Below are 21,840 nucleotides of genomic sequence, written 5' to 3'. Positions count from 1 at the left end.
CGCGGAACTCTCCTTCACTACGCGGGGGTTCTCGCCGGCCTCGGCCAGGGATGGGGGCATCGACGACGAAGCCGGCGAGAGTTCTTCGGGGCGGGGTCGGCTAGAAGTCGGGCCGATATTCCCTCATGAGGTCCTGGGCGTTCTGCCCGTACTCGGTCAGAACGCCCAGGAAAGTGTCCTGGCCCCACAGCGCCAGTCCCAGCGCCGCGACGAAGACGGCCGACACATGCAGGGCACCCTCCAAGTCCTCGCCGCACACCTGCCGAACCCCACCCGGGTCGTCGCGAGCCCAGGCACGTACGGCCTCGGAGACGGCGAACTCGTAGTGCGGCGGCGCGGCCGAAGCGACGAAGTCGGCCAGACGCACCAGACGGCAGACCTCGATGTCCAGGCCGGCAACCTCGACGATGCTCAGAGTCGACTGGAGCTGCGCCCCGAGGACTGCGTACGCCCTCGCCTGACCGAACGTGTCCAGCGTGACGAGGGAACTCGCCACCGCGACGGCGTCCTGCTCCGCGTACCCGCGCACAAGGGCAATGGCGCAGGCCGAGGCGGCTTTCTGCCCAGCTTCACTCATGACCACCACGCTAAAGGTGGAGGTTCCTCTTCCGGATCGGTCCTCGGTCGTACCCGGCCTCGGAAGAAAGCACTAGGCACTCTCCCTCGGATCATGTTCGGAGCCAGACCATGAGGACTGCGAGGGTGACCGTGCCGAGGCAGATGTAGGCCCACAGAAGTCGGACCAGAGCCCGTTTTCACCTGAGCAGCCACTGGTAGGAACGAAGGCCGCCCGGGCCCCCCGGGCGGCCGGACGTGAACGGCATCCGGAACCGCACACCGTCGCGGCAGGTCGCGTTCACCGCACACGGCTCACGGGGTCGGGCACTCCGGCAACCGGAGGGCGGATGAGTGCGAGATGCTCCGCCGAAAGCGGCCTGCTGAAAGGGCATGCCGACGGGCATGGGCCGACACCGCGGTGTCCAGCGCAACCAAGCCACATGGCCGAGACGGGCGGGCGCGGCGTGATCGGGAGGCCGTACGGGCTCGGGATGCGGAACACTTCGCCGGCTGATCGTGATGCAGCCCGTCCTGGAGACATCCGCACCTGACGGCTTCGGCCTCTGGCCTGTCACCGAGGTCGAGCCGTCCGGCTTTCTGCCTCTCAGCGGTGAGCTCTCACCCGTCGAGGTCGGGGCGGCCGTGATGTGCATCGCCGGCTGCAATGACATCGACCCGGACGGCGATCGCCCACCTCGCCCCGCCGGCGCACTCGACTCGTTCCTTCACGGACTGCTGACCTTCGACAACCTCTTCGCGGCCGGCGGCCTGCGAGTCACCGACCACTCCACGGGCGTCACCTTCCTGCCCGGTTGCTGCGACGGGCTGGAGGGCTGGCGCGACTGGCATCGGCTCACCGACGACGGCAGCCCGCTCGGGTTCGGCCACGATCCCGTCTCACCGCTCGCGGAACGCTTCGGCGACACCGTCCGGCTCACGGTCAACGCCGAGCGGACCGATGGTCCGGCGATCGAACTGCGCGTCACCGAAATCCGCCCCCTGCTCACCCGCGCCGAGCGCGACCTGGCCGACTTCCTCGCACTGGCAACCAACTGGTCCTCCACACACCTGCCCCGCCACAGCACTCCCGTCACAGCAGCACTCGCCCGCGTTCTCGACCTCCCCGCGCCGGCCGTACAGGGCGAGCCGTAGGACGGGCACCGGGTTCGCCGGTCACCAAGGTCCCTGGACTGGTGTGGTGAGTGACCATGCCCCGCGGTGGCGAGCTCTCACGCCACCGCCGGGCTGCAGCCGGTGCCTGCGACCGCCTGTCACTCGGCACGTGGCTGCGGTCAGGCCAGGGTGGTGATGCAGAACGGGTGGCCCGCGGGATCCAGCAGGACCCGCCACCGGTCGGGGTCCGGCTGGAATTCGGGCTTCACGGCCCCCAGGGCGAGCAGGCGGGCCTGAGCGGCGTCCAGGTCGTCGACCCCCAGATCCATATGGGCCTGCTTCTCCTGGGAGGGGTCCGGCCAGGTGGGGCGGCGGTAGTCGGTGAGCCGGTTGAATCCGAGTCCGGCAGCTCCCTCCTGGCCGAGCAGGACGAAATCGTCGGTGGAGAAGACCACCGGCATACCGAGAGCCTGTCCGTAGAAGTGAGCCAGTTCGGCGGGGTCAGGGCAGTCGAAGGTGACCGCCGAGTAGCGGATCGTGGATGCTGACGTGTCTTCATTACTCATGAACGGGACGCTATTGGAGATCTAGGACAGCTTGGGTCCTATTCGCGGTGAGCTCGTCGACGCGGTTCGGGACGACGGCCGGTGCCCGACAGCCGGAGCAGGCGGTGACCGGATGTCGCACACACGCTGGCCGGACAGCTGGGCAAGAGCCGGGCAAGCGTGCCGCCCCGTCCCGGCCGTACATGTGGCCATTCCCCGCGCAATCCGTGGCCACCTCCGTCGACGCGGCTTCCGTGTCGTCATCCCGCAGCCTGCGGACCCGATTGGCCACCGACCGCGCCGAGGCCGCGCCGGAGGTCTTCCACCCGGCTTCGACACCGAGACATACAAGGAGCGCAACACTGTGGAGCGGTGCACCGCCCGACTCAAGCAGTGGCGCGGCTTCGCGATGCGGACGGACAGATTCGCAGTCGCCTGCCAGTCCGCCCTGCACTTCGCCGCCATTCCGATCGGGTGCCGCAGGTGACCGGGTGCCGGTGTGAGCCGGCCTATTCGAGGTCGGTGCTCGGTTGGCGCCGCCAGTCCCAGTCGGGGTGGCGGTCGACGAGCGTGAGGAACTCGCTCGCCTGCAGGATTTCGTAGTGGTTGGTGTCGACGAGCCCGTCGAGTCCGGGGAGGACCTCACGGAGGAGTGCTCGGGCCGCGTCCATGGACTGGCACGAGACGTAGACCGCGTATGGGTCGCCGATCCGGGTGGTCACCTGTTCAAGCTCGTCGCTCTCGTAGTCAGTCAGGATTCCGCCCGAGAGGTCGATGGAGTACGAGTACCCGTGCCGGTGGAGCCTGTCGTCACCGGTCACAGGATCCGGCACGAGCTCAAAAGCACGGATTCGCCCTTCAAGCAACGGACGTCGATCCGAGGGGACAAGGATGATCACGGATGGCCAGGACACTCGTTTACCTCCCCGGCGACCGTAGCCGAGCAGCCGCCTTGAGACGCCGGACTTTCCGGTCGGCTGGGCGGCTTCCCAGCAAAGAGACGGGCCTTGGGGGTGAGTCCGCGCGCCGGGGACGAGGCTGGGCTGGCAACGTGCGGTCTGACGTTCGCCTTTGGTGCAGCCCTATGCCGCTTTCTTTCGCGAAGCGGGCGGCTTCGTGGCCCGGGTTCACTGTCCGACGGTGGCGGGTCTTCTCCGGCTCGCCGCCGCGGTTACGTCCGGACGCTACCGAAGGGTGGATTCAAGCAGCAGCTCGCTCAGGTCCGACGGCATGGTGATCATGCAGTCGTGTCCGGTCGGCAGCTCCCGTATCCGTGCCGGGGAGCCGTTGGGCTGTGTCGCGGGGACGGGCCGCCGCACGATGCCTTCCGGCTCTGCGCCGACACAGTGGATGTGCGTACGCGGAACCGAGTCCAAGGCGGGGTTGTCCAGCCGGACCGGTTGCCGCAGGCAGCGCACCGGCTGGTCGGAAAGCGTCGCACGCAGCCATGCGACGTCCGCCGGGTCGGTGACCCCGAACAGACCGAGGGGCGGAGGCAACTCGGGCAGCGGCGGGATGCGCCAGCCGTTGTCGGACTCGGCGGCCAGGTCGATCAGGTTCTGGGTCATGGGCTGCACGTCGACGGCGGTCTCGCCGTGCTCAGGGACCATCGCGTCCAGATACACCAGATGCGCGATCCGGTCCGGTACCTCGTTGGCCACGGACGAGACGACCAGCCCCGCGTAGCTGTGACCCACGAGCACCACCTCGGTCAGGTCCTCCTCGTGGATCAGCCTCACGACGTCCTCGACGTGCGTGTCGAGCCCCACCTCGGGGCCGAGAAGGTGTGCCTTGTCGCCGTAGCCGGTCAGCGAGGGCGCGAACACGCGGTGTCCGGCCGACTCCAGCAGCGGGACCACCCGCTCCCAGCACCGGCCGCTGTGCCAGGCACCGTGCACCAACAGAAAAGTTGACATGGGGGAAGTTTCTTCCTCTTCGGGGCGTGGAGGCAGGGGAAACATCGCGGTTCCTGTTTGTGCCTCGGTACTCTTCAGGAACCGTCATCATCGTGCTGCACATGCCGCGCCCCGATCAATAAGGCACATTTGCGTGCCCCGGTTCTCTGGAGGTAACCATGAGCAGCGCAGCGGGCGACGAGCCGCGGCCGGCACAGCCGGAGGACCCGTGCCAGGCCCGTGAAGTGCTCGGCATCGTCGGCGACAAGTGGTCGCTGCTGATCGTGCGCAACCTCAGCCAGGGACCACGCCGCTTCACCGAACTCAAGCGGGCCGTCGACGGGATCAGCCAGCGCATGCTCACCGTCACCCTGCGCGGCCTGGAACGCGACGGGATCCTCACACGGACCGTCCTCAACGTCATGCCACCGCACGTCAGTTACGAACTCACTCCGATGGGCAGGACCCTCCGCACAGCCACCGCACCCCTGTTGGAGTGGAGCGTCACGCACCTGACGCACATCGACGCCGCCCGCGCCGTGTACGACGCCCGCCCCGACACCCCGTCCGCCTGACCCCACCCCGGCCGCACTCACCGACCGGCAGGTACGGCTCGATGAGCTTGCTCTGGTCATCGGTGAACTGCCGCCGTGCCACGCCCTGCGTTCTACCGCGACCAGCCTCACCAAGGCAGCGAGATACGCATACTGATCACGACCGCACACAGGCCTCAGGGCGTGTCTGACAAATGATCGCCTGGCTGGTTCGCGGAGCCGAAGGATCAGGGAGGCCAGGACGATTCCGGCGCCGCAGCGATCGGCGAGTCTGTCGAATCCGGTCGAGATCGCGCGGAACTGCTTGAGGCGGATGAAACATCGTTCGACCACGTTGCGGTCGCGGTAAGTCTCCTTGTCGAAGGCGGGCGGGCGGCCGCCGAGGCGCCCTCGGTGTTGGCGGTTGGCCGCCTGGACGCGGCGTTCGGGGATCGCGGCAGCGACTCCGCGACTCCGCGACTCCGGGACTCCGCGACTCTGCGGCGCCGAGGCAGGTGGCGGATCGCCCGGCTCGAACAGGCCTTGTCGCCCAGCACGCGCTCCGGCGTCGTGCGCGGGCGCCCCGTGACGACGCGCGGGATACGGATCCCGTCGAGGATCTCGCCGAACGCGGTGGCATCGTTGACGTTGCCGGGCGTGAGCACGATGGACTAGGGCAGGCCCCGGCCGTCGACGGCGAGGTGGGCCTTGGTCGTCAGCCCGCCTCGGGACCGGAACCTGCCGGTGATCACGCCACGGACGGCCACGCCCGTCCACTCGCGGCAACAGGGGATCTGTTCGCTACCGCGCCGCGTCCGTCAACTCACCTCGACCTGCCACGAGATCAATCATTCAGACAAGCCTCAGCACTCGGACGGATTCGATCGTACGAGTCAAAGGTGACGGGCACTCGTTCGGCCGGTCGGGGCCCTTTCGCGCTGCCAGACTCCCGGGAGGGAACGCGCCGGTAGGGCGTGGGCGAGGCGGGGGCGGCGGGGCAGGGTGGGAGTGACCGAGCGTGGTTCGGCCGGCGGTGTCGCTCCGGACGGGGCGGAGCAGGGAGTGACGGACCACGGCGTGCCGCGCGCACGCGCGGTGGCGGAGGACCGGCCGGGCGGGCGACAGCGCGGTGGCGGACCGGGCGGGCAGCGGGGGGACGAAGGGGCGGCGCGTGCGGGGCCACGGCACGTGGCTTGCGTGATGGACGGCAACGGCCGTTGGGCGCAGCGGCGTTCGCTTCCCCGTACGGCGGGTCACCGGGCCGCGGAGACCGCCGTCATCGACGTCATCGAGGCGGCTCGGGCCGTCGGCGTGGAGTGGCTCAGCCTGTACGCCTTCTCCACCGAGAACTGGAACCGCCCTGGCACCGAGGTCGAATTCCTGATGCGTCTGGTGCGCCGGGTTGTGCGCAAACATGCGCCGCTGCTGCTCGCGCGCGGCATCCGCTGCCGCTTCCTCGGGGTCACCGACCCGCGCATCCCCCGTGAACTGGCCCAGGACTTCGACGACTTGATGACGCTGACCGCCGACAACCGGGGGATGACGCTGACTGTCGCCTTCGATCACGGCGGGCGTCGGGACATCGTCGAGGCCGCAAGGTCGCTGATCCGCAGCGGGACGTCCGCCGACGAGGTGAGCGAGCGGCTCTTCGCGGACCACCTGCCTTTCCCCGACACCCCCGATGTGGATCTGGTCATCCGCACCTCCGGTGAGCAGCGCATCTCCAACTTCATGCTCTGGCAGGTCGCCTACGCCGAGTGGGTCTTCCCCGAGGTGCTCTGGCCGGACTTCCGGGCTCCCGATTTCCTCGCCTGCCTGCACACCTACCGGCGCCGCGACCGCCGCTTCGGCGGCGTGCCCGCCCGGACGAACGGAGACCCAGCATGACCACCGAAACCACGGGAACGGCCGACGAGGCCTCCCTGTTCGGACCGAAATCGCAGTTCAGCGCCTTCTTCGACGACCCGCGCTGGGCCCTGGCCATGATCCGCGCCACCGTGCTGGAGGCCGCTCACCCGCAGATCGGCGCCGCCCTCGTCGACAACTCCACGTTCGTCGCCCACCCCTGGCGCCGGCTGCGCAACACCTTCCTCAGCATGCGGCGCATGTTCGGCACCGACCCAGCGGTACGCGAACGGGAGGCCGCCCGACTCAACCGGCTGCACACCCGCATGAACGGCTCGGACTCCCGAGGACGCGCCTACGACGCGATGGACCGCGCGACCCGCGCCTGGGTGGTCGCCACCCTCTTTGAGAGCGCCGTCACGATGTGCAGGCTGAGCGGCCAGCCGCTCGACCAGGACACGATGGAGCGGATGTACGCCGAGTACCGCGCGTTCCTCGCCACGCTAGACGGCGACGCCGCGGAACTCCCCGAGGACCTGAACGACTTCTGGCGATACTTCGACCGGGTCGTCGAGAACGAACTGGAGAACACCGAGGCGGCCCGCGTCATCCTCTACCGGCTCTTCGACCACCTGCCGGCCCCTGCGCTGCTCGACGGCGCGCCCACACTGTGGGCGGCGGGCCGCGCTGTCGTCGGTCCACTCCTCGGCGCGATCACCGTCGCCTCGCTCCCCGAGCCCTACCGGCGCCGGGCCGGCCTGCCCGCGATGCCCGGCGCCCCCACCCTCATGCAGGGCGCCTACCTCGCCGCCGGGCTCACCCGATTCCTGCCCGAGGGATGGATCAACGCCGAGAGCATCATCGAAGCCCTCTCGCTCTCGCCCGACAGCGACGACCCCCGCGCCCGCACTGTTTCCGCCCTGCGCGCCCGCATGAAGCGGGCATCGGCCCTGCTCCGCCTCCTCACACCACTGAGCGGTGACACCAACCCCGGCCCTGCCCCTTCGGCGGGCACAGAGGAGAACCGACGCTCGGCGGAGGAGTTCTTCCGCCGAGTGCTGGACCAGACCGGCGACGGCCACCTCGACTGGCCCGACCTCGCCGCCATGGCACGTGAACTCTCCACCCGCCTCGACCTGGACGAACCCGAGGAGACCCGGCTCTACGACGCCTTCGCCGCCTGGTGGCGTGAGCTCCAGGCCGCTCTCGACACGGACGGCGACGGCCGCGTCAGCGCCGAGGAGTACGCCACCGCCGTTCCCTCCCTCGCCGGACCCGCGCTCATCCGCGTTGCCGAGGTCCTCTTCGACGCCACCGACAAAGACGGCAACGGGAGCATCGACGCGGACGAGTACCGAACCCTCTTCCGCACCGCCTTCCACCGCGACCTCGCCACCGACGGCGCCTACGGCCGGAGCGCCTTCGTGGGCGGATTCCTCTCCTTCATGGCGGGCCGCCGCACGGGCACCCCGTACGACCCCCTCCTCGCCGATGCCTAAGAACTCCTGACGGAATGACACGTTGGGGTCGGCTCCTCGTCGTGGGATGCCGTCGGGCAGCATGGGGCGAGGGACTTCGATCAGCCGTTGCCCCGCGAGCTGAAGGCCGTCGATTCGGCCCCGCTGTTCAGGCTGGAGGAACGGGCGTGTGACCTCGGCCTGAGCCAGCGGCTCGACCCGGCTATCGCACGGGAGACCGTCGTCAGCCGACCGACGGGTCGTCCCCTGCCTGCCGCTCGGCCGGCAACCGCACCTGTTCGTGCGAGACCCCGCAGAATGCCCGGCGCCCACTTCGTACGCTCCGCGCGATCGTCTCGTCCGTGAGCCGGTCGAACCGGCGAGGGCCAGCGAGCTGGGGCGCCGCGGTCGCAAACACACGGCCCGGACACCAGGGCCACTCCGCGTTCTCCCGCGCCCCACAAGACCGCCCCACAAGACCGCCCCACCCCTGGCCGTCCCCGTCCGGCGGACGCGCGTGCGCGCTGCGGGGGATCGGTCCGCGATCCCTGGTAGGACGGTATCCGTGAACCTGGAATGACAGAACGAAAGCCCAGAACCGGACCCTGGCCGAGGCGGGCGCCCTCCTCATCGAAGCCCGGCGCGAGGCCGCGGGCCTCGTACGCTCCTCGGGCGCGGACCTTTTTCCCGAGGAACGCGACTGGGTCGGCCGTCCCTGCCTGGCCGAACTGGACCCCCGCCGACCCCGCACATCTGCGGCTGCGGCGACGATCCCTGCCGGATGAAGTTCCCCGACCACGGCGGTGTGGGCGGAGACCAGTGGGTGAGATGCGGGCATTTCAAGGAGACCCATGGCGTGTTCTGAGTCGTTCGTCTGCCGGAGCACCGACATCGGCGGTTTCGAGGACGGCTTTCGCGCGGCGTCCGTGACCGGGGCGGCTCCGCTGGTGAAGCCCGTCGGTGTGCGGCCGTGTTCGACGAGGCCGGCGTGGGGCCGCCCTCGATCAGACCAACGATGTTCAGCAGCAGGGAAACGGGGCTCGTCCACTACCCGCGACCTACCTTGCGGCTGGTGTCTCAGCCAGGACTCCGGGGCCTTCTCCAAGTTCTCGCCGCACTCGACACGAGCGTCACCGCGCTGTCTCTCACGGCGTCCCCCGAACAACGAGGCGCCCAGACCGATTGCTATCGGAGTTGGATCTCGGGCCCCTTGTCGGTGGAGTGCGCTTTCCTGTCCTTCATGGAGTTCACACATTCGATGCTTGACGACCTGCTGGCCCGGCTCACCGAACCGAGCGGGTTTCTGTACCTGTCGCAGGATACCGACCCACATGCGCTCGTCGAGAAGCTGGCCTGCCGCCACGGGGCACCACGGACCCTGGCCTTGGACGGGGTCACGGACCTGGGCGTGGACGAGGCTCATGGCGCGGGTCTCCTCGACCTTCTCGAAGGCCGGGGCGAGACGATAGTGGCCTGGGCCCATGGAGGACAGTGGATCGGCGCGGGGACCGCACAGGACGGTCAAGGGGACGTCCTGCCGGTACTGGTGATCGCCCCGCGGCGGGTGCCGGCGGCCCCTGCGGGGGTGGCCGGCCAGGACGAGGACTGGGTCGAGAGACTCATCGGCATCACCGGCTGGACCCTGCCTCCGCAGCGGCCGGGCATCGACTGGGCGCAGATCGAGGACCGCGTGGGTACGCGTCTCCCCGGTGACTACAAACGCATGGTGGAGACGTTCGGGGAAGGCTCTTTCGACGGTTACCTCGGCCTGAACCAGGAGCCGTGGACCGACCTCAGGAAGGACGGCCTGCTCATCTGGGCGGGAACCGAGCACGAGAACCTGTACTGCTGGCAGACTGACGACGCAGACCCCGACCGCTGGCCCGTCACAGTTCAGATGTTCGACGGCGAGACAGTCCCCTTCGACTGCCCGACTGCGGAGTTCGTCTGCCGCATCCTCCTCGAACCAGACCACCCGTTCACAATGGCCCGCTACTTCGACACCCACTGGTTCATGAATTACCGCGTGAACGAGTGAACGATGCCTGTCGGCCAAGGCTACGCAGGATCCGATCCAAGTTCGATCGCGATCGGTCCAGATTCGCGGGTTCCAGCTGCCGGGAGGTGGGGGCCGGCTGTTCGCTCATCGAGGACTCCAGAGGGCAGAACTGGCGTGTCTCACCACGGTGCGCTGATGACGCGGGTGGGCGGCGAGCTGCTGGAGGAGGGTCAGGAACGATATACGCGCCTCCCGGGCAGGCCACCTGCCCGTGTTCTGGAGAATCAGAACAAAACGGTTCCGCTGGTGCTACCGCTGCCTACGCCACGTGCCGCTGACGTGGGCTTTGCCCTGAAGGGGAACGATGTACGCGGTAGCGACGCGGTTGGCAGCCATGACTTGTCCGGCCGATCACTGCGGAGCCGGATGAAACCGGTACGGCCCTGGGCAGGACTGGCACGGCGACTTCAGTGCCTGTCCGGCCCCGGTCCGGTCCGGGTCACCAGCACGACCGCGGGTCTTGTACGTGCTCTGGTGAGTGCCGGTCCTCTCCTCTGCCCAGGCCGGTCTGGACCAGGAAGCCGGGGTTCGCTTCCCCCGGCGGGGCAGCGATGTGCACCCGCTGGGTGCCGGGGATGCCCACCTCGACGAGGGCCCCGCCGCGGAACATCCACAGTCCGAACAGGTCGTCGTCCTCGTCGTGCAGCATGACCTGTACACAGGAAGGCTCGTTCCACGGCAGGGACTCCAGGTCCTTGAGCACGCCGCGGCGCCGGAACCACCGCTCGAACTCGATGTGCCAGCCCCCTACGAACCAGGGGATCTGCTCGAAGCAGCCGCTCCAGGTGCGGGACTCGTCCGGCCGCGTCAGCGGCTCCATCACCTCGTCCTCGTACCGCGCCAACACGATGACCTGCGCCATTCTGCTCATGCCCACATGTCACACCGTGCGGGTACCGCGGGCAATCGGTTTTGCGGCGATCAGGGAGCTGAGCCGGTAGGTGCCGTTGCCTTCCTTTGAGACCATGCGCGCGACCCCGTGGTGTTGGAGCGCGCGGGTGGCCTTGGGCCGGGTGATGCTGATTTCGGAGGCGAGGATGCCGTGGGTGACCAGGCAGTGCCCGCCTGGCTCCTGACAGCCCGGGAGGTGCAGCTGTACGGGGTGGGTGGCCGACGGTATGCCGCGCGGGGCGAGCATGAGGGCGTTGTCGGCCGTCCAGACGTACTCGGGGGCGGCGGGCTCCACAGCGATCGACATGACGTCCTACCCTTCGTGGCGCGGGCCTGAGCGCGCGCCTTGTCCTCCCGCAGCGGCTTCTCCGCCGGTCTCGGGAGCCAACATGTTCGACATCCTCCTGCAGAGCCGCAGGGACAAGGCCGCGGCAGGACGCTTCTTCCGCCGCCCGAAGAAGACCCGTACGGTGCCGGGGGTGGTCATCACCGACAGGCTCCGTTCCTGCGGCGCGGCGCACCGTGAGGTCATGCCCTCGGTGGAACACCGTTCCCACAAGGGCCTGAACAACCGGGTGGAGAACAGTCATCAGCCCACGCGGAAGCGGGAACGTGCCATGAAGGGATTCCGCTCCGTCGGCGGGCCCAGCGGTTCCTGTCCGCGTTCGGCGGCATCTCACCCCACTTCCGCCCTCATTGCTACCTGGTGAAAGCCTCCGACCACCGAGCCGAGATGACCGTCCGCTTCGTGATCTGGGACCAGATCACCGGCGCTGCCGGCCGGCCCACCACGGCCCGACCACAGGCCCGGACCGCAGGCCCCACCAGGCCCCAACGCCCCGCCAGGCCCCGACATACTCAACAACCTGACAGCGCCCCTCTTACCCCTCCTCTGCCTCCACGTCGCCGATGGCGACGCAGAGGCCCTACATGCTCTGCTGTACCTCGATCACGGACACCCTCCACCATCCCCGGCCTGGAGGCAGCCGATCTCACTGGACTCTGACCGAGCGGCCGATGGGACGTATGTCAGCGCGCGGTGACCCAGTATGCGGCGAGCGCGCGGTTGTCGCGCGGCTTGGCGATGGCCCGGAGAACGTCGACCTGGCTCAGGACGAGCTGTCGTACCGCCTCGGGCAGTGTGGCCAGACGCTCCTCCGTTCCGGCCAGGTCGAGGCAAGCAGCGATTTCCCAGTCACCGTCCTGAAGCTCTTCGGTATCGACCGCCCCGCTGCCTTCGGCCGTCCAGCCGGCCTCGGACAGGAGACGCAGCATCCCCTCACGGGAAAAGGGCGTGCGGACGTTGCCCTGACCGTGCGACCCTGCGGCCTCGATCTGCCCCTGGATCAGCACGGCGAGCAGGTGCGCCAACTGGCCACCAGACGCAGGCGTCAAGTCCCACTCGGTGAAACACAGTCGCCGCGCCCACGGCCGTACCCGGGCCAGTGTGTCTCGAAGTTGCCCAAGCGATGCGAAATACCAGGAACAATGTGCGAGCACCACGTGGTCGAAGGAACTCTCGGGGAAGTCCACTGATGGGTCAAGGACATCGGTGCCGAAGCGGAAGTCGATGCGCGGCCCGAGGGGGCCCGCCGCGAGCCGGGCTGCCGATTCCCCGAGCGTCACCGGCGCCCCGTAGGAGGGCTCGGCCACGTCGACGGCCACCACGCGCCCTTTGGGCCCGACCGCCTCTGCCAGCACGGCGGTCATGTCGCCCTGGCCGCAGCCCAGTTCGAGGACAGTTGAACCTGGCGCGATGTGCCAGCCCGCCACGAGCGCGGCGCGGTGGCGAGTCTGGGACAGCTGGCTGTCCGGGCTGTGATCGGCGGCGGCCATGCCGGCCGCGAGCGAGGGGGCCTTGGCGCGGAGATCGGAGAGATTCACAGAGTCCTTGGTGATACTCGGCGGGTCGGTGGTGGCCGATGGTATGAGACGCGGGGGCAGCACACCTCATATTTCCTGGGCATCCTGTGATCCCGCAGCCTGGGCAGACCGGAAACTCGCACTTACCTCGACTCTGTCGGGGATCTTGGAGTTCCCCTTGCGGCAGCATGATCAACGGGCACGCTCGGATAGTTCCGCCGACCGACGAAGCTGTCGAGGAGCCCGTTGTCCCTGCGCCCCGTCCTGGTGAGCACGTTCCGCCTCTGACCGCGCAGGTCGCGCGGGCGAGCAACCCGGTCGGCACGACGGCGATATGGGTGCGTGACCGGCTGGACGGGCTGTGGCACGACGAGGACTTCGTGGACTGGTACCCCCGGGACGGACATCTGGCGCTCTCGCCCGCGCAGCTGGCAACCGTATGTGTGCTGCAATTCCTGCTCGGCCCGTCGGACCGGCGGACCGCCGAGGCGGTCCGCTGCCGAATCGACGTCAAATATGCGGTGGCCATGGAGCTGGACGGTCCCGGCTTTCAGCACAGTGCGCTGATCGACCTCCGCGATCGTTTCCCCCTACGACACCTCGGCCCGTTACGCCAGGGGCAGGTCAGAACGGGCTGGCACAGCCCTATCCGACCTCATCGCCCACCGCGGACCCGCTGATCGTGGCCCGGTTCACCAAGAACCAGTGCCGTCCCTGCCCGGCTCGTGCCCGGTGCACCAGCACCGCCGGCAGCGTCCGCACCGTCGGCTTCTCTCTCCCCCCGCCGCGCGAGCTCCGTGATCTGCAGCTCCGCATCCGCACCGAGCAGCAGACGCCCGAGTGGAAGGCCCGATACGCGGTCCGCTCCGGCGCGGAAAGCACGGTCAACGAGTTCACCCACGGACACGGCTGCGGTGTGCCGCTACAGAGGACAGGGAAAGGCCCACGTCCAGCACCTCCAGACGGCCATCGCTGTCAACATCGAGCGCCTCAGCGCACTGTCCCCGACTGGGGAAACCTCCATGCCCTGCCGGCCGACCGCCTTCCAGAACCACCTCGACCAGCGCAGGATTCCGCGCACGAACTCCTGGCGCACCCTGGGCACCTGACCTCTGCGACTTCAAGATCCCGGACAGAGTCAAGCCCAGTAATGCTGGGAGTGGTGTGGGCTGTCAGATCCGGGCCGTAGTGTGGGTGCCCTGGCCGAGATCTGGGAAGGATGGGGCATGGAGGCAGTCACTGCACGGTTCATCGAGGAGTCCACGGCTCTGCCGCCGGCGGCGCTCGCCGTGTTGTACGAGGACTCCCTTGACCGCTGGAGCCGGGGCGGCCGCGATGCCAGCCGTGCGACCAGGGTCTCCGCGTCGGAGAACTCCGCGATCGAACGTGCTGTCCGCACCGCTCTCCGCCGCCGCACCGACGAACTGGACGCCTTCCGCCCGCATCTCTGCTTCGACATCAAACCCGCCTGCTCGATCGCCGCGCGTGCTGTCTGCAAGCGTACGAAACTGACGGAGGAGCAGTACCGGGTGCTGCTGGACCCGTTCGCGGCGGCAGGGGTCACGGTCCCGGAGTGGTGAGTACCGAGACCTAGGCAGTTTCTTACGGATCACTGCGTGAGCCCCGAGCTGTTGGTGGTGTGATGGCTTCATGCGACCTGAGCACTGTGTGACCGGGAACCACATCGAGGTGTGGCAAGGACGAGTGCTGCCGTCGGGGCCGGAACGGATCAGGTTCGGGACGGTGCTGCGCGGCTCACTCCTACCGATCCTGGTCTGGACCGGAGTCGCGTGCTTCGTGTACTTCGTCTACAACCCGCTCGTAGCGACGGTTCTCGGCGGTCTCTTCGCGTTGTCGTTCCTCGTGGGGTTCACGCTGCGTCGCAGGGCGAAGCACTCGGTCCGCTGCAGCGTCTACGGTGCGCTGGGCGGGGTGCTCGACAAGTCCATGGCTGGGTTCTGAGGCGTTGCGGCGCAGGCGACCCCTCGTTGTATTGAGCGTGTTGACCGACGCCCAGTGGGCCAGGATCGAGCCCCTGTTGCCGGACCGGACTCCCCGCCGAGGGGGAAGGTGGCGTGATCACCGGCAGGTGATCGACGCGATCGCCTGGAAGTACCGGACTGGATCTCCGTGGATGGATCTGCCCGCGGAGTTCGGCTCGTGGAAAGGCGCCTACAGCCGTCTGCGGAACTGGGCGATTGACGGGACCTGGGAGCGAGTGTTCACCACCCTGCTGGTCCAGGCGGACGCTGATGAGGACCTGAGCTGGGTGGTATCCGTTGACTCCACGGTCGTTCGGACACATCAGCATGCGGCTGGAGCCCGCAAAAAGGGGCTCCAGCCGACGAGCCAGCGGACCACGCCATCGGCCGCTCCCGAGGCGGGCTGACTACGAAGATCCACCTCGCCGCCGATGGCAACTGCCGGCCGCTGGCTTTCGTGCTTACGGCCGGACAGGCTGGCGACGCGCCCGCCTTCACTGAAGTGATGGCGAGACTGCGCGTCCCCCGACGTGTCGGGCGTCCCCGGATTCGGCCCGACATGGTTCTGGCCGACAAGGCGTACTCCTCCCGGGCCATCCGCGAACACCTGCGACGGCGAGGGATTCGGACGGTCATCCCGGTACCAGCCGACCAGCAGGGCCACCGGCTCCGTCGGGGCAGCCAGGGCGGCCGGCCGCCCGCCTTCGACCGCGAGGCATACAAGCAGCGCAACACCGTCGAGCGATGCATCAACCGCCTCAAACAGTGGCGAGGGATTGCCACTCGCTACGAGAAGACCGCCACCGTCTACCTCGCCGGACTCCACGTCGCAGCCATCTTCATCTGGTCAGCGCGATGATCCGAGAGAAACTGCCTAGGCCGTTTCCTCCGGATCACCTTGCTGACCACACGAAGATGCCTGCCAGGTGGAGGGCCGCGAGGTAGATGGTGGCGGTCTTGTCATAGCGGGTGGCCAGGCCGCGCCATTGCTTGATCCTGTTGATGCACCGCTCGACCGTGTTCCGCTGTTTGTACGCTTCGCGCGCGAACGCCGGAGGGCGCCCACCGCGGCTGCCGAGCCGCTTGCGATTCGCTGCCTGGTCAGCGGGTTGGGGGATCACCGCACGGATCCCGCGATGTCGCAGGTAGGTGCGGATCGCGCGAGACGAATACGCTTTGTCCGCGAGGACCGCGGTGGGCGTCGTTCGGGGTCTGCCGACCCGTCGAGGCACCCGGATCCCCGTCATCACGTCCGGGAATGCCGGGGCGTCACCAGCCTGGCCGGGGGTAATTACGAAGGCCAGCGGGCGGCAGCGGCTGTCGGCCGCCAGGTGGATCTTCGTTGTCAGCCCACCACGAGACCGCCCCATTGCATGATGGTCCGGCTCCTTGACCAGGGCCCCTTTTTGCGGGCCCCGGCCGCGTGCTGGTGAGCACGAACGACCGTGGAGTCCACCGCGACGACCCAGTCCAGATCGCCCTCGGCATCAGCCTGGGCGAGGAGGTTCGTGAAGACCCTTTTCCAGGTGCCGTCAGCTGCCCACTTCCGCAGCCTGTTGTGGACGCCCTTCCACGAACCGAAGCGCTCAGGCAGGTCCACCCACGGAATACCGGTGCGGTACTTGAACGCAATCGCGTCGATCACCTGCCGGTGATCCCGCCACCGCCCGCCCCCCTCGGCGTCCGGTCCGGCAGCAACGGCTCGATCCGCACCCACTGCGCATCACTCAACGACATGCCCCAACGAACGACTCACATCTGCAGAGGCAACGGCCGCCCGCCGTACCGGTCAGACAGGCCGCAGTACCTGATCAGGCTCTGCGGAAGCAGCCCCGGCGTACTCTGCGAAGTCCACGTTGCCGAGCACCAGGTCCATCTGGACGCCGTGCACCGCGGCGGGCAGGGCTCGAAACTCCCTGGGGTCCGGCGACTCGATGAGTTCCTGGTAATAGACGGGGTCAAGGCCACTCACATCTTCCCAGACGGTCGACAGAACCAGCAACGCCCGCGCCGGCGACTTCATCGTGCCGCGGTCAGCGAGGAAGACGACAATCAGGTCCTCATCCACCACGGCGGCAAGAACCTCGTCGGCCGTTGCTCCTGACCAAGCAGGCGAATCGATGAGCTGAACTGCTGCGGCAAACTCACCGTCTGGCCCCCACGGCCGGTGCAACTCCCCAACCACCGTGTTCCACGCCTCGTCGTCGCTGAAGTCGGTCCTGATGACGAGAACGTCGAGCAAGTCGCGTCCGATCTCAGGCAGCACTCGCTCAAGATTCTCCGGCAACGTCATGCCCAGGACTCTCCCACCCCGCACTGACAACCAGCTCCTGCGGGAGTGATCCAGAAGAAACGTCCTAGACGGCAAAGCTGCGACCCGCCTGTCCCTGCCGACCTCCATGCCCGGTGTCCCGATCGACGCGTTCGCCGGTGCGCCCATTCCTGGTCGAGGATGCTGAAGACTTCGGAGTCACGCCAGCCGTCCCGGATCAGCGCTGTGTGCCGGTGTCGGCCCTCGTGGGTCATGCCGAGCTTGCCCAGCACCCGGGCCGATGCAACGTTGCGTGGATCGCAGGTCGCGTAGATCCGGTGCAGTCCTATCAGCCCGAACCCTCTGCTGAGAAGCTCCCTGCCGATGACTGTGCCCACGCCTCGCCCCCACACTCGAGGATGCACGAGATAGGAGATCTCGCCCTGGCGGTGGGCCAGGTTGCGGATCTTCAGCTCGCCGATTCCGACGAGTTCACCGTCGAGGCAGGCCGCGTGCACGAACCTTGTGTTGCTCAGCTCGGTGACGCGGCGGCGGGGTGGGGTGGGGAGGTGCCGGAGGATCCGGGGATTGCCGATCTGGCCGATCTCTTCGAAGCGGTCGTTGCTGATGTTCCTGCTCGGACCGGTGAGCCGGGGAACGTCGCCAGGACCTCTCTGGCCGGTGCTGTGGAGGATTTGAGGGCGGCTGCCCGGCTCGGCGGTCTGCTTCCCGCCGTAACGTTGTGGCACCTGCACCGCGCCATGGAACAGGAACGCGCCGCGCACCAACACCTGCACCCTCGGGCGCCGACAGGATGAGCAGAGGGCGCGCAGCCCGCCTCGATTCCTTTCATGCCGCCCGGCGACTCGACGGTCCGAACCGCCGGCTGTGAGCGTCCGCACAGCACTCGATCGACGTGCTGACTACCGCGCTGTCCGGGATCAGCCCGGAGACCGCGGGGGCGCTCGCTGCCGTGGCGGCGGGTTACCGGCCGACGCGCGCCGCAGGCTCGGTCTCCCCGCCGATGCTGATACCGCTGCGTGCGGGGATGCGGGCCGTGCCCGCGGCCCGTTCCGGACAGCAGGCCGCCCCCGGGAAGCTGCCCCGGCCACGGGCGAGGCGGCGTGGGCTCGGGCCCGGATGCCAGGGCATCAGCACCGAGCCCTGAACCGCTCGCACCGGCACCCTACGGTGCGCTGAGTTCATCGACGATGGCCCGCAGCACGCCGTCCCCGGCCTGCGCGGTCGTGGTGTTCACAGGGACCACCACGCCGACCACCAGATGCTGCGGGGTACCGGATCCGGCCAGGAGGGCAGGTGCGGGCTCCGTGGTGACGATCCGCAGCATGTCGTGATCGGGCGAGCTTTCGAGACGGTAGCCATCGGGGAGGCGGGACAGCCAGGCGTGGTCGACTGCGACCGGCTGCCCGTCGACCGCGCCGATCCGCACACCGCCCGTGGACCAGTTCGACCACCTCACCGGGCACCAGCCGGGACCCGGGGCCGGGAGTACGTCGGTGAGGTCGGGGTGATCGTCACCGAGATGCACCGGGAAGGTGTGCTTGCGGATCCGCCACTGTCCGTCCTTGTGCAACACGTCCGGGTCGAGACCGTCGATCAACCGCATGTCCAGAGCAACGCGGCCGTCGCTGATCCGGTCGCCGTGGACCCACACCGTGTCCTTGCTGACCAACCAGTCACACAGCCGTTCTCTCGCCACCGACCCCATAAGTACTCCCTGTTCAGCCCAGCGATTCACCTCACCGTAGCCGCCGGCATCCCGCCGTCTCCGACCGGATGTGCTCAATGCGGCACAGTCGGCCCATCAGCGGCCCCGAGCTCCATGGTCAGAGCGTTCTGACGCTCCGTGGTTGGCAAGAGAGACGCAGGCCAGTTGGCAATCAGTCGTCCCGAAGCCGCAGGTCAGATCAGTCGAGTGGGCCCTTCCCGGTCGGTTTCCACCCGCCCTGCTGAATTGCCGACTTTGCTGCGTCGCCACACCGGATTCTCCATCCACAAGTGCTCCGGAATCGTCGGAATCTATGCATACATCACCTGTTTTGCGGGTGTGTCCGGTGCTGGGTGCTGGGTGCCCGGCCATCGACAGCACGGCTGAGAGGGCACGACCCCCTGAGAGGGCACGACCGCTAGCGGGCAGAGCAAGTTCGATACACAGGTGGAGGTCCGCAGAGTCGCTGGCGGCCAGGATCGGGAAGATCCTGGCCGACCGTGACCTGGACGGTGTCGGCAGGACCGACGCAACGTTCTGGCGGGCCGGGACCCGCATTCCGCCGAAGGCCGAGGCCGAGGTCCCCGGCCGCTCGTACCAGGCCGGGCGGCGGCGTTTGGCCTCCCGTATGGCGGTCGGGGGAGTGGTGGGCACAGGCGGCCACCTGGCCGCCCCGGGCCCGGAGCCGCCGAGCGGACCGTCCGGGAGCCGGGTCTCGACCTGGCCCGCGCGCACGACGCCGACAGCACGGGAATTCGGGCCACCGCCCGGGGTCTCTCTGCGACATGACGTGACGTCCGTCCCGCCGGTTCAACGGCCGGCGGTTCGTGTGCGCCACTGCGGTGCGGTGACGTTGTGCGTGCCGATCGGCGGAGCGAGGATCGCGGGTGGCATGCCCTGAGCGAGTCGGATCAACGCGGTCGTGCGGGATGCCCGGACGCGGATGCCGTGGACAGTGAGCGCTCGGGCGAGAGGACCTGTGGAGGGTTGGTTCCTGGCCGGATGTCAGGGAAGAGCCAGCTGCTGGAGGTAGGGCATTCCACCTGATTCTGTGCGGTTCCTCGGCGAGACGGTGCAGTAGAGGGGCACGAGGGTAGTGGGAGGCGGGTGGTGGCTCGGCTGCGGTCTCGGCAGCTTCTCCGTGTACGCACATGCGCTCTCGGCCCACTGGTGGAACGTCAGCACGGTGCGGAGGTTGTGCTCTGCCGTGGGCTCCAGCAGAGCGGTCTGGAGCAGTGCGAGCCGAGGCCGCGCAGCGCTTCGTCGGACAGGCCCAAGGACCGGCTCGGGATCGCGGATCTCGATCATGTCGATCTCGAACCCCGCGAGTACGCCACGCTGGTGCTCTCAGAGAGCCCGGGCTCGTGGCCCCATTCGCCGTGGGTGCCTTCCTGGCTACGTCCACGACTACGGGCATCAGTCGTTCACGACTTCGGGCGGCACTCCTGGGGGCCATCGCGTTCGAGTTGTTCACGAGCCGTGGCGGCACCGATTGCCTCGGAGACCCCCGAATGGATTTGCTGCGCGCGGCCGGCTCATTGAGCAATGGGCCGGGCCCGGCTGGGGCTGTAGGCGCTCACTGGCGGTACGCGGCCATCGCGACCTCGATGAATGAGTGGACCAACGGGTTGGTGTCGCCGTCGTTCCGTACCGCGACCACGCGGCTTGGTGCCATGTCCACCAGCGGAACCGCGATCAGGTTCTCGGGCAGGTCGTGCCCGAGTGGGGCCAAGCCGACAGTGCTGTTCCAGAGCACGGCCTGCAGGCATTCCTGGACGACGCGCACCACAGGGCCCTCGCGCGGCTTGCCGCCATTCCAGTACGACTGCCAGATCGGGTCGGTTCCCTGCGGGAACTGGAACCAACGGCTGTCGGACAGGTCGGCCAGCTTCAGGTAGTCGCGACGGGCCAGTGGATCGTCGGTGCGCAGTACGGCACCGACCGGATCGGTGCGCAGCTCACGCACCGTCAGAGCGGTGTCGTTGAACGGCGCACGGGTCAGGGCGACATCGACCAGTCCGGCGCGTAGCCCGCAGGTCGGGTCGGTCAGGTCGGTGTGGCGGATGCGGATGTCGACGCCGGGGTGGCGTCGGCGGTAGACAGCCGCCAGCCTGGTGACGCCGGGGTCGGTGCCGTCGCCCAGGATGCCGATGGTGAGGGTCGCGGCGCCTGCCGCCGCGGCCACGCGGACGCGGACGCGGTCGGCCTGGTCGAGCAGGGCCCGTGCTTCGTCGAGCAGCAGCACCCCCGCAGGGGTGAGCGTGACGCCGGCCTGCGAGCGGGTGAACAGCAGGGCACCGATCTCTGTCTCCAGCTGCTTGATCGCCCGGCTCAGTGGCGGCTGGCTCATGTGCAGGCGGGTGGCGGCCCGGCCGAAGTGGAGTTCCTCGGCGACCGCCACGAAGTAGCGCAGGGTACGTAGCTCCACGCTGCGACGATACCTGCAAGGTATCGGCGTGCCGTAACAGGTCTTGGACACTCGCAGAGCCCTGGCGGTGCACTTGGAGCATGACCGACGAAGCGAAGACCAGTGAACCGCAGGCCGGCCCCGCCGTATCGGTGGTCGGCCCCGACGACGGCGAGACGATCGTCATGGGCACCACGCGTATGCGCGTCCTCGAAGACGGCAGCCACACCGGGCACCGCCTGGGGATCGCCGAGTCCGTGCTCGCCCCGCACACCCCCGGACCGCCGCAGCACCGCCATGCCCAGCACGAGGAGGGTTTCTACATCATCTCCGGCACGGTGCGGTTCACCGTCGGGGAAAAGGAATACGACGCGGTCGCGGGCACACTCGTGATGGTCCCGCGAGGCGCCCCGCACACCTTCGCCAACCTGGCCGACCGACCCGCCGTCATGCTCAGCATGTTCACCCCCGACCTGTATGTGCAGTACTTCCGAGACCTCCGGAGCATGACCGCCGACGGCAGGCCGCTGACACCTCAGGCCGCCGTTCACACGATGAGCCGCTACGCCACCGAGCCCGCGACCGACTTCGCCTGAAGCCGGCGGGCCAACACCCCGGCTGCCCGCCCCGGCTGACCTTTCACGGCAGATGCCTGCTGGTGCGCCGTGTCGTCCTCGACCGGCGTCCGGTCGCGCATGTCGCGAAGGAACGC

The 21,840-nt window shown here is 68.5% G+C and carries 23 protein-coding genes and 5 pseudogenes; 15 read left to right on the top strand and 13 right to left on the bottom strand.

The annotated features are described in order from the left end of the window. Positions 1 to 100: 100 nt before the first annotated feature. Positions 101 to 577 carry a hypothetical protein gene (locus ABT170_RS28265; RefSeq protein WP_351872029.1) on the bottom strand — a complete coding sequence of 159 codons (477 nt, stop codon included), beginning with the start codon at positions 575 to 577 and terminating at the stop codon, positions 101 to 103. A gap of 500 nt (positions 578 to 1,077) precedes the next feature. Here ABT170_RS28265 and ABT170_RS28260 point away from each other — a divergent pair, with 500 nt between their 5' ends. Next, positions 1,078 to 1,710: a hypothetical protein gene (locus tag ABT170_RS28260; protein WP_502970578.1), complete on the top strand. Its 633-nt coding sequence runs from the start codon at positions 1,078 to 1,080 to the stop codon at positions 1,708 to 1,710. A 140-nt stretch (positions 1,711 to 1,850) separates the two neighbouring features. On the opposite strand, the gene ABT170_RS28255 is transcribed toward ABT170_RS28260, so the two are convergent. Continuing rightward, on the bottom strand, positions 1,851 to 2,237 hold the full coding sequence (locus tag ABT170_RS28255; RefSeq protein ID WP_329941370.1) for a VOC family protein: 387 nt from the start codon (positions 2,235 to 2,237) through the stop codon (positions 1,851 to 1,853). 88 nt (positions 2,238 to 2,325) lie between these two features. Here ABT170_RS28255 and ABT170_RS28250 point away from each other — a divergent pair. Next, positions 2,326 to 2,703, top strand: a pseudogene (locus ABT170_RS28250) (IS5/IS1182 family transposase); the annotation flags it as partial. Positions 2,704 to 2,725: 22 nt separating this feature from the next. Here ABT170_RS28250 and ABT170_RS28245 read toward each other — a convergent pair. Then, positions 2,726 to 3,049 (bottom strand): hypothetical protein, encoded by a 324-nt coding sequence (locus tag ABT170_RS28245; protein WP_329941371.1) that lies wholly within the window; start codon positions 3,047 to 3,049, stop codon positions 2,726 to 2,728. Between the two features lie 351 nt (positions 3,050 to 3,400). Beyond that, on the bottom strand, positions 3,401 to 4,132 hold the full coding sequence (locus tag ABT170_RS28240) for an alpha/beta hydrolase (protein WP_329941372.1): 732 nt from the start codon (positions 4,130 to 4,132) through the stop codon (positions 3,401 to 3,403). Between the two features lie 158 nt (positions 4,133 to 4,290). Between ABT170_RS28240 and ABT170_RS28235 the strand changes: the two genes are divergently transcribed. Then, on the top strand, positions 4,291 to 4,686 hold the full coding sequence (locus ABT170_RS28235; RefSeq protein ID WP_329941373.1) for a winged helix-turn-helix transcriptional regulator: 396 nt from the start codon (positions 4,291 to 4,293) through the stop codon (positions 4,684 to 4,686). 155 nt (positions 4,687 to 4,841) lie between these two features. Here ABT170_RS28235 and ABT170_RS28230 read toward each other — a convergent pair. After that, positions 4,842 to 5,378 (bottom strand): annotated as a pseudogene (locus ABT170_RS28230) (transposase); the annotation flags it as partial. A gap of 466 nt (positions 5,379 to 5,844) precedes the next feature. Here ABT170_RS28230 and uppS point away from each other — a divergent pair. From uppS to ABT170_RS28210, 3 genes are all read left to right on the top strand, one after another. Beyond that, positions 5,845 to 6,531: a polyprenyl diphosphate synthase gene (gene uppS, locus ABT170_RS28225; RefSeq protein WP_351872023.1), complete on the top strand. Its 687-nt coding sequence runs from the start codon at positions 5,845 to 5,847 to the stop codon at positions 6,529 to 6,531. Then, positions 6,528 to 7,988, top strand: a complete 1,461-nt coding sequence (locus tag ABT170_RS28220; RefSeq protein WP_351872020.1) for an oxygenase MpaB family protein — start codon at positions 6,528 to 6,530, stop codon at positions 7,986 to 7,988. Before uppS ends, ABT170_RS28220 begins: the two co-directional genes overlap by 4 nt. Before the next feature lie 1,198 nt (positions 7,989 to 9,186). Continuing rightward, positions 9,187 to 9,984, top strand: coding sequence for an SMI1/KNR4 family protein (locus ABT170_RS28210; protein ID WP_351872017.1), 798 nt, complete (start codon positions 9,187 to 9,189; stop codon positions 9,982 to 9,984). A 460-nt stretch (positions 9,985 to 10,444) separates the two neighbouring features. On the opposite strand, the gene ABT170_RS28205 is transcribed toward ABT170_RS28210, so the two are convergent. After that, positions 10,445 to 10,876, bottom strand: a complete 432-nt coding sequence (locus ABT170_RS28205) for a hypothetical protein (protein WP_351872014.1) — start codon at positions 10,874 to 10,876, stop codon at positions 10,445 to 10,447. 9 nt (positions 10,877 to 10,885) lie between these two features. Continuing rightward, positions 10,886 to 11,203, bottom strand: a complete 318-nt coding sequence (locus ABT170_RS28200; protein ID WP_351872011.1) for a hypothetical protein — start codon at positions 11,201 to 11,203, stop codon at positions 10,886 to 10,888. A gap of 82 nt (positions 11,204 to 11,285) precedes the next feature. On the opposite strand from ABT170_RS28200, the pseudogene ABT170_RS28195 reads away from it, so the two are divergent. Next, positions 11,286 to 11,692 (top strand): annotated as a pseudogene (locus ABT170_RS28195) (IS6 family transposase); the annotation flags it as partial. A 233-nt stretch (positions 11,693 to 11,925) separates the two neighbouring features. On the opposite strand, the gene ABT170_RS28190 reads toward ABT170_RS28195, so the two are convergent. Further along, positions 11,926 to 12,780: a class I SAM-dependent methyltransferase gene (locus ABT170_RS28190; protein ID WP_351872008.1), complete on the bottom strand. Its 855-nt coding sequence runs from the start codon at positions 12,778 to 12,780 to the stop codon at positions 11,926 to 11,928. A gap of 167 nt (positions 12,781 to 12,947) precedes the next feature. Here ABT170_RS28190 and ABT170_RS28185 point away from each other — a divergent pair, with 167 nt between their 5' ends. From ABT170_RS28185 to ABT170_RS28160, 6 genes and pseudogenes are all read left to right on the top strand, one after another. Further along, positions 12,948 to 13,439 carry a transposase gene (locus ABT170_RS28185; protein WP_351872005.1) on the top strand — a complete coding sequence of 164 codons (492 nt, stop codon included), beginning with the start codon at positions 12,948 to 12,950 and terminating at the stop codon, positions 13,437 to 13,439. A 2-nt stretch (positions 13,440 to 13,441) separates the two neighbouring features. Beyond that, positions 13,442 to 13,612: pseudogene (locus ABT170_RS28180) on the top strand (hypothetical protein); the annotation flags it as partial. A 61-nt stretch (positions 13,613 to 13,673) separates the two neighbouring features. Next, positions 13,674 to 13,868: a hypothetical protein gene (locus ABT170_RS28175; RefSeq protein ID WP_351872200.1), complete on the top strand. Its 195-nt coding sequence runs from the start codon at positions 13,674 to 13,676 to the stop codon at positions 13,866 to 13,868. A gap of 117 nt (positions 13,869 to 13,985) precedes the next feature. Further along, a complete protein-coding gene (locus ABT170_RS28170; protein WP_329941216.1) occupies positions 13,986 to 14,339 on the top strand; it encodes a hypothetical protein in 354 nt (117 codons plus the stop codon). A gap of 70 nt (positions 14,340 to 14,409) precedes the next feature. Next, the gene (locus tag ABT170_RS28165) at positions 14,410 to 14,721 is read left to right on the top strand and encodes a hypothetical protein (RefSeq protein ID WP_351872002.1); all 312 of its coding nucleotides are present in this window, start codon (positions 14,410 to 14,412) and stop codon (positions 14,719 to 14,721) included. 31 nt (positions 14,722 to 14,752) lie between these two features. Next, positions 14,753 to 15,600, top strand: a protein-coding gene (locus ABT170_RS28160) for an IS5 family transposase (RefSeq protein ID WP_502970577.1) whose coding sequence is annotated in 2 segments (ribosomal slippage) — positions 14,753 to 15,098 and positions 15,098 to 15,600 — 849 coding nt in all. Because the reading frame shifts where the segments join, the coding sequence is not laid out codon by codon here. 34 nt (positions 15,601 to 15,634) lie between these two features. Here the strand turns inward: ABT170_RS28160 and ABT170_RS28155 are convergent. From ABT170_RS28155 to ABT170_RS28145, 3 genes and pseudogenes are all read right to left on the bottom strand, one after another. Continuing rightward, positions 15,635 to 16,478: pseudogene (locus ABT170_RS28155) on the bottom strand (IS5 family transposase). Between the two features lie 52 nt (positions 16,479 to 16,530). After that, the gene (locus ABT170_RS28150; protein WP_329941214.1) at positions 16,531 to 17,034 is read right to left on the bottom strand and encodes a DUF6924 domain-containing protein; all 504 of its coding nucleotides are present in this window, start codon (positions 17,032 to 17,034) and stop codon (positions 16,531 to 16,533) included. Beyond that, positions 17,031 to 17,510, bottom strand: coding sequence for a GNAT family N-acetyltransferase (locus ABT170_RS28145; protein ID WP_351871999.1), 480 nt, complete (start codon positions 17,508 to 17,510; stop codon positions 17,031 to 17,033). Before ABT170_RS28145 ends, ABT170_RS28150 begins: the two co-directional genes overlap by 4 nt. On the opposite strand from ABT170_RS28145, the gene ABT170_RS28140 reads away from it, so the two are divergent. Next, positions 17,412 to 17,810: a hypothetical protein gene (locus tag ABT170_RS28140; RefSeq protein ID WP_351871996.1), complete on the top strand. Its 399-nt coding sequence runs from the start codon at positions 17,412 to 17,414 to the stop codon at positions 17,808 to 17,810. The two genes, ABT170_RS28145 and ABT170_RS28140, sit on opposite strands and share 99 nt — an antisense overlap. Before the next feature lie 368 nt (positions 17,811 to 18,178). Here ABT170_RS28140 and ABT170_RS28135 read toward each other — a convergent pair whose 3' ends face one another. Both ABT170_RS28135 and ABT170_RS28130 read right to left on the bottom strand, forming a co-directional pair. Next, a complete protein-coding gene (locus ABT170_RS28135) occupies positions 18,179 to 18,685 on the bottom strand; it encodes a hypothetical protein (protein ID WP_351871993.1) in 507 nt (168 codons plus the stop codon). Positions 18,686 to 20,297: 1,612 nt separating this feature from the next. Further along, a complete protein-coding gene (locus ABT170_RS28130; RefSeq protein ID WP_351871990.1) occupies positions 20,298 to 21,149 on the bottom strand; it encodes a LysR family transcriptional regulator in 852 nt (283 codons plus the stop codon). 80 nt (positions 21,150 to 21,229) lie between these two features. On the opposite strand from ABT170_RS28130, the gene ABT170_RS28125 reads away from it, so the two are divergent. Next, positions 21,230 to 21,724 (top strand): cupin domain-containing protein, encoded by a 495-nt coding sequence (locus tag ABT170_RS28125; protein ID WP_351871987.1) that lies wholly within the window; start codon positions 21,230 to 21,232, stop codon positions 21,722 to 21,724. Positions 21,725 to 21,840: the final 116 nt, after the last annotated feature.

Origin of the sequence: Streptomyces sp. NPDC001787, from assembly GCF_040297465.1 — a bacterium.
Taxonomy (GTDB): Bacteria; Actinomycetota; Actinomycetes; order Streptomycetales; family Streptomycetaceae; genus Streptomyces.
Note: the sequence above shows the minus strand (reverse complement) of the source record. Positions and strands in the feature narration are given on the sequence as shown.

Bases quoted from the DNA above. Each gene is read 5' to 3' on its own strand.
- ABT170_RS28265 (WP_351872029.1), bottom strand. From the start codon at position 577: ATGAGTGAAGCTGGGCAGAAAGCCGCCTCGGCCTGCGCCATTGCCCTT.
- ABT170_RS28260 (WP_502970578.1), top strand. From the start codon at position 1,078: ATGCAGCCCGTCCTGGAGACATCCGCACCTGACGGCTTCGGCCTCTGG.
- ABT170_RS28255 (WP_329941370.1), bottom strand. From the start codon at position 2,237: ATGAGTAATGAAGACACGTCAGCATCCACGATCCGCTACTCGGCGGTC.
- ABT170_RS28240 (WP_329941372.1), bottom strand. From the start codon at position 4,132: ATGTCAACTTTTCTGTTGGTGCACGGTGCCTGGCACAGCGGCCGGTGC.
- ABT170_RS28235 (WP_329941373.1), top strand. From the start codon at position 4,291: ATGAGCAGCGCAGCGGGCGACGAGCCGCGGCCGGCACAGCCGGAGGAC.
- uppS (WP_351872023.1), top strand. From the start codon at position 5,845: ATGGACGGCAACGGCCGTTGGGCGCAGCGGCGTTCGCTTCCCCGTACG.
- ABT170_RS28220 (WP_351872020.1), top strand. From the start codon at position 6,528: ATGACCACCGAAACCACGGGAACGGCCGACGAGGCCTCCCTGTTCGGA.
- ABT170_RS28210 (WP_351872017.1), top strand. From the start codon at position 9,187: ATGGAGTTCACACATTCGATGCTTGACGACCTGCTGGCCCGGCTCACC.
- ABT170_RS28205 (WP_351872014.1), bottom strand. From the start codon at position 10,876: ATGAGCAGAATGGCGCAGGTCATCGTGTTGGCGCGGTACGAGGACGAG.
- ABT170_RS28200 (WP_351872011.1), bottom strand. From the start codon at position 11,203: ATGTCGATCGCTGTGGAGCCCGCCGCCCCCGAGTACGTCTGGACGGCC.
- ABT170_RS28185 (WP_351872005.1), top strand. From the start codon at position 12,948: ATGATCAACGGGCACGCTCGGATAGTTCCGCCGACCGACGAAGCTGTC.
- ABT170_RS28170 (WP_329941216.1), top strand. From the start codon at position 13,986: ATGGAGGCAGTCACTGCACGGTTCATCGAGGAGTCCACGGCTCTGCCG.
- ABT170_RS28165 (WP_351872002.1), top strand. From the start codon at position 14,410: ATGCGACCTGAGCACTGTGTGACCGGGAACCACATCGAGGTGTGGCAA.
- ABT170_RS28150 (WP_329941214.1), bottom strand. From the start codon at position 17,034: ATGACGTTGCCGGAGAATCTTGAGCGAGTGCTGCCTGAGATCGGACGC.
- ABT170_RS28140 (WP_351871996.1), top strand. From the start codon at position 17,412: ATGCACGAGATAGGAGATCTCGCCCTGGCGGTGGGCCAGGTTGCGGAT.
- ABT170_RS28125 (WP_351871987.1), top strand. From the start codon at position 21,230: ATGACCGACGAAGCGAAGACCAGTGAACCGCAGGCCGGCCCCGCCGTA.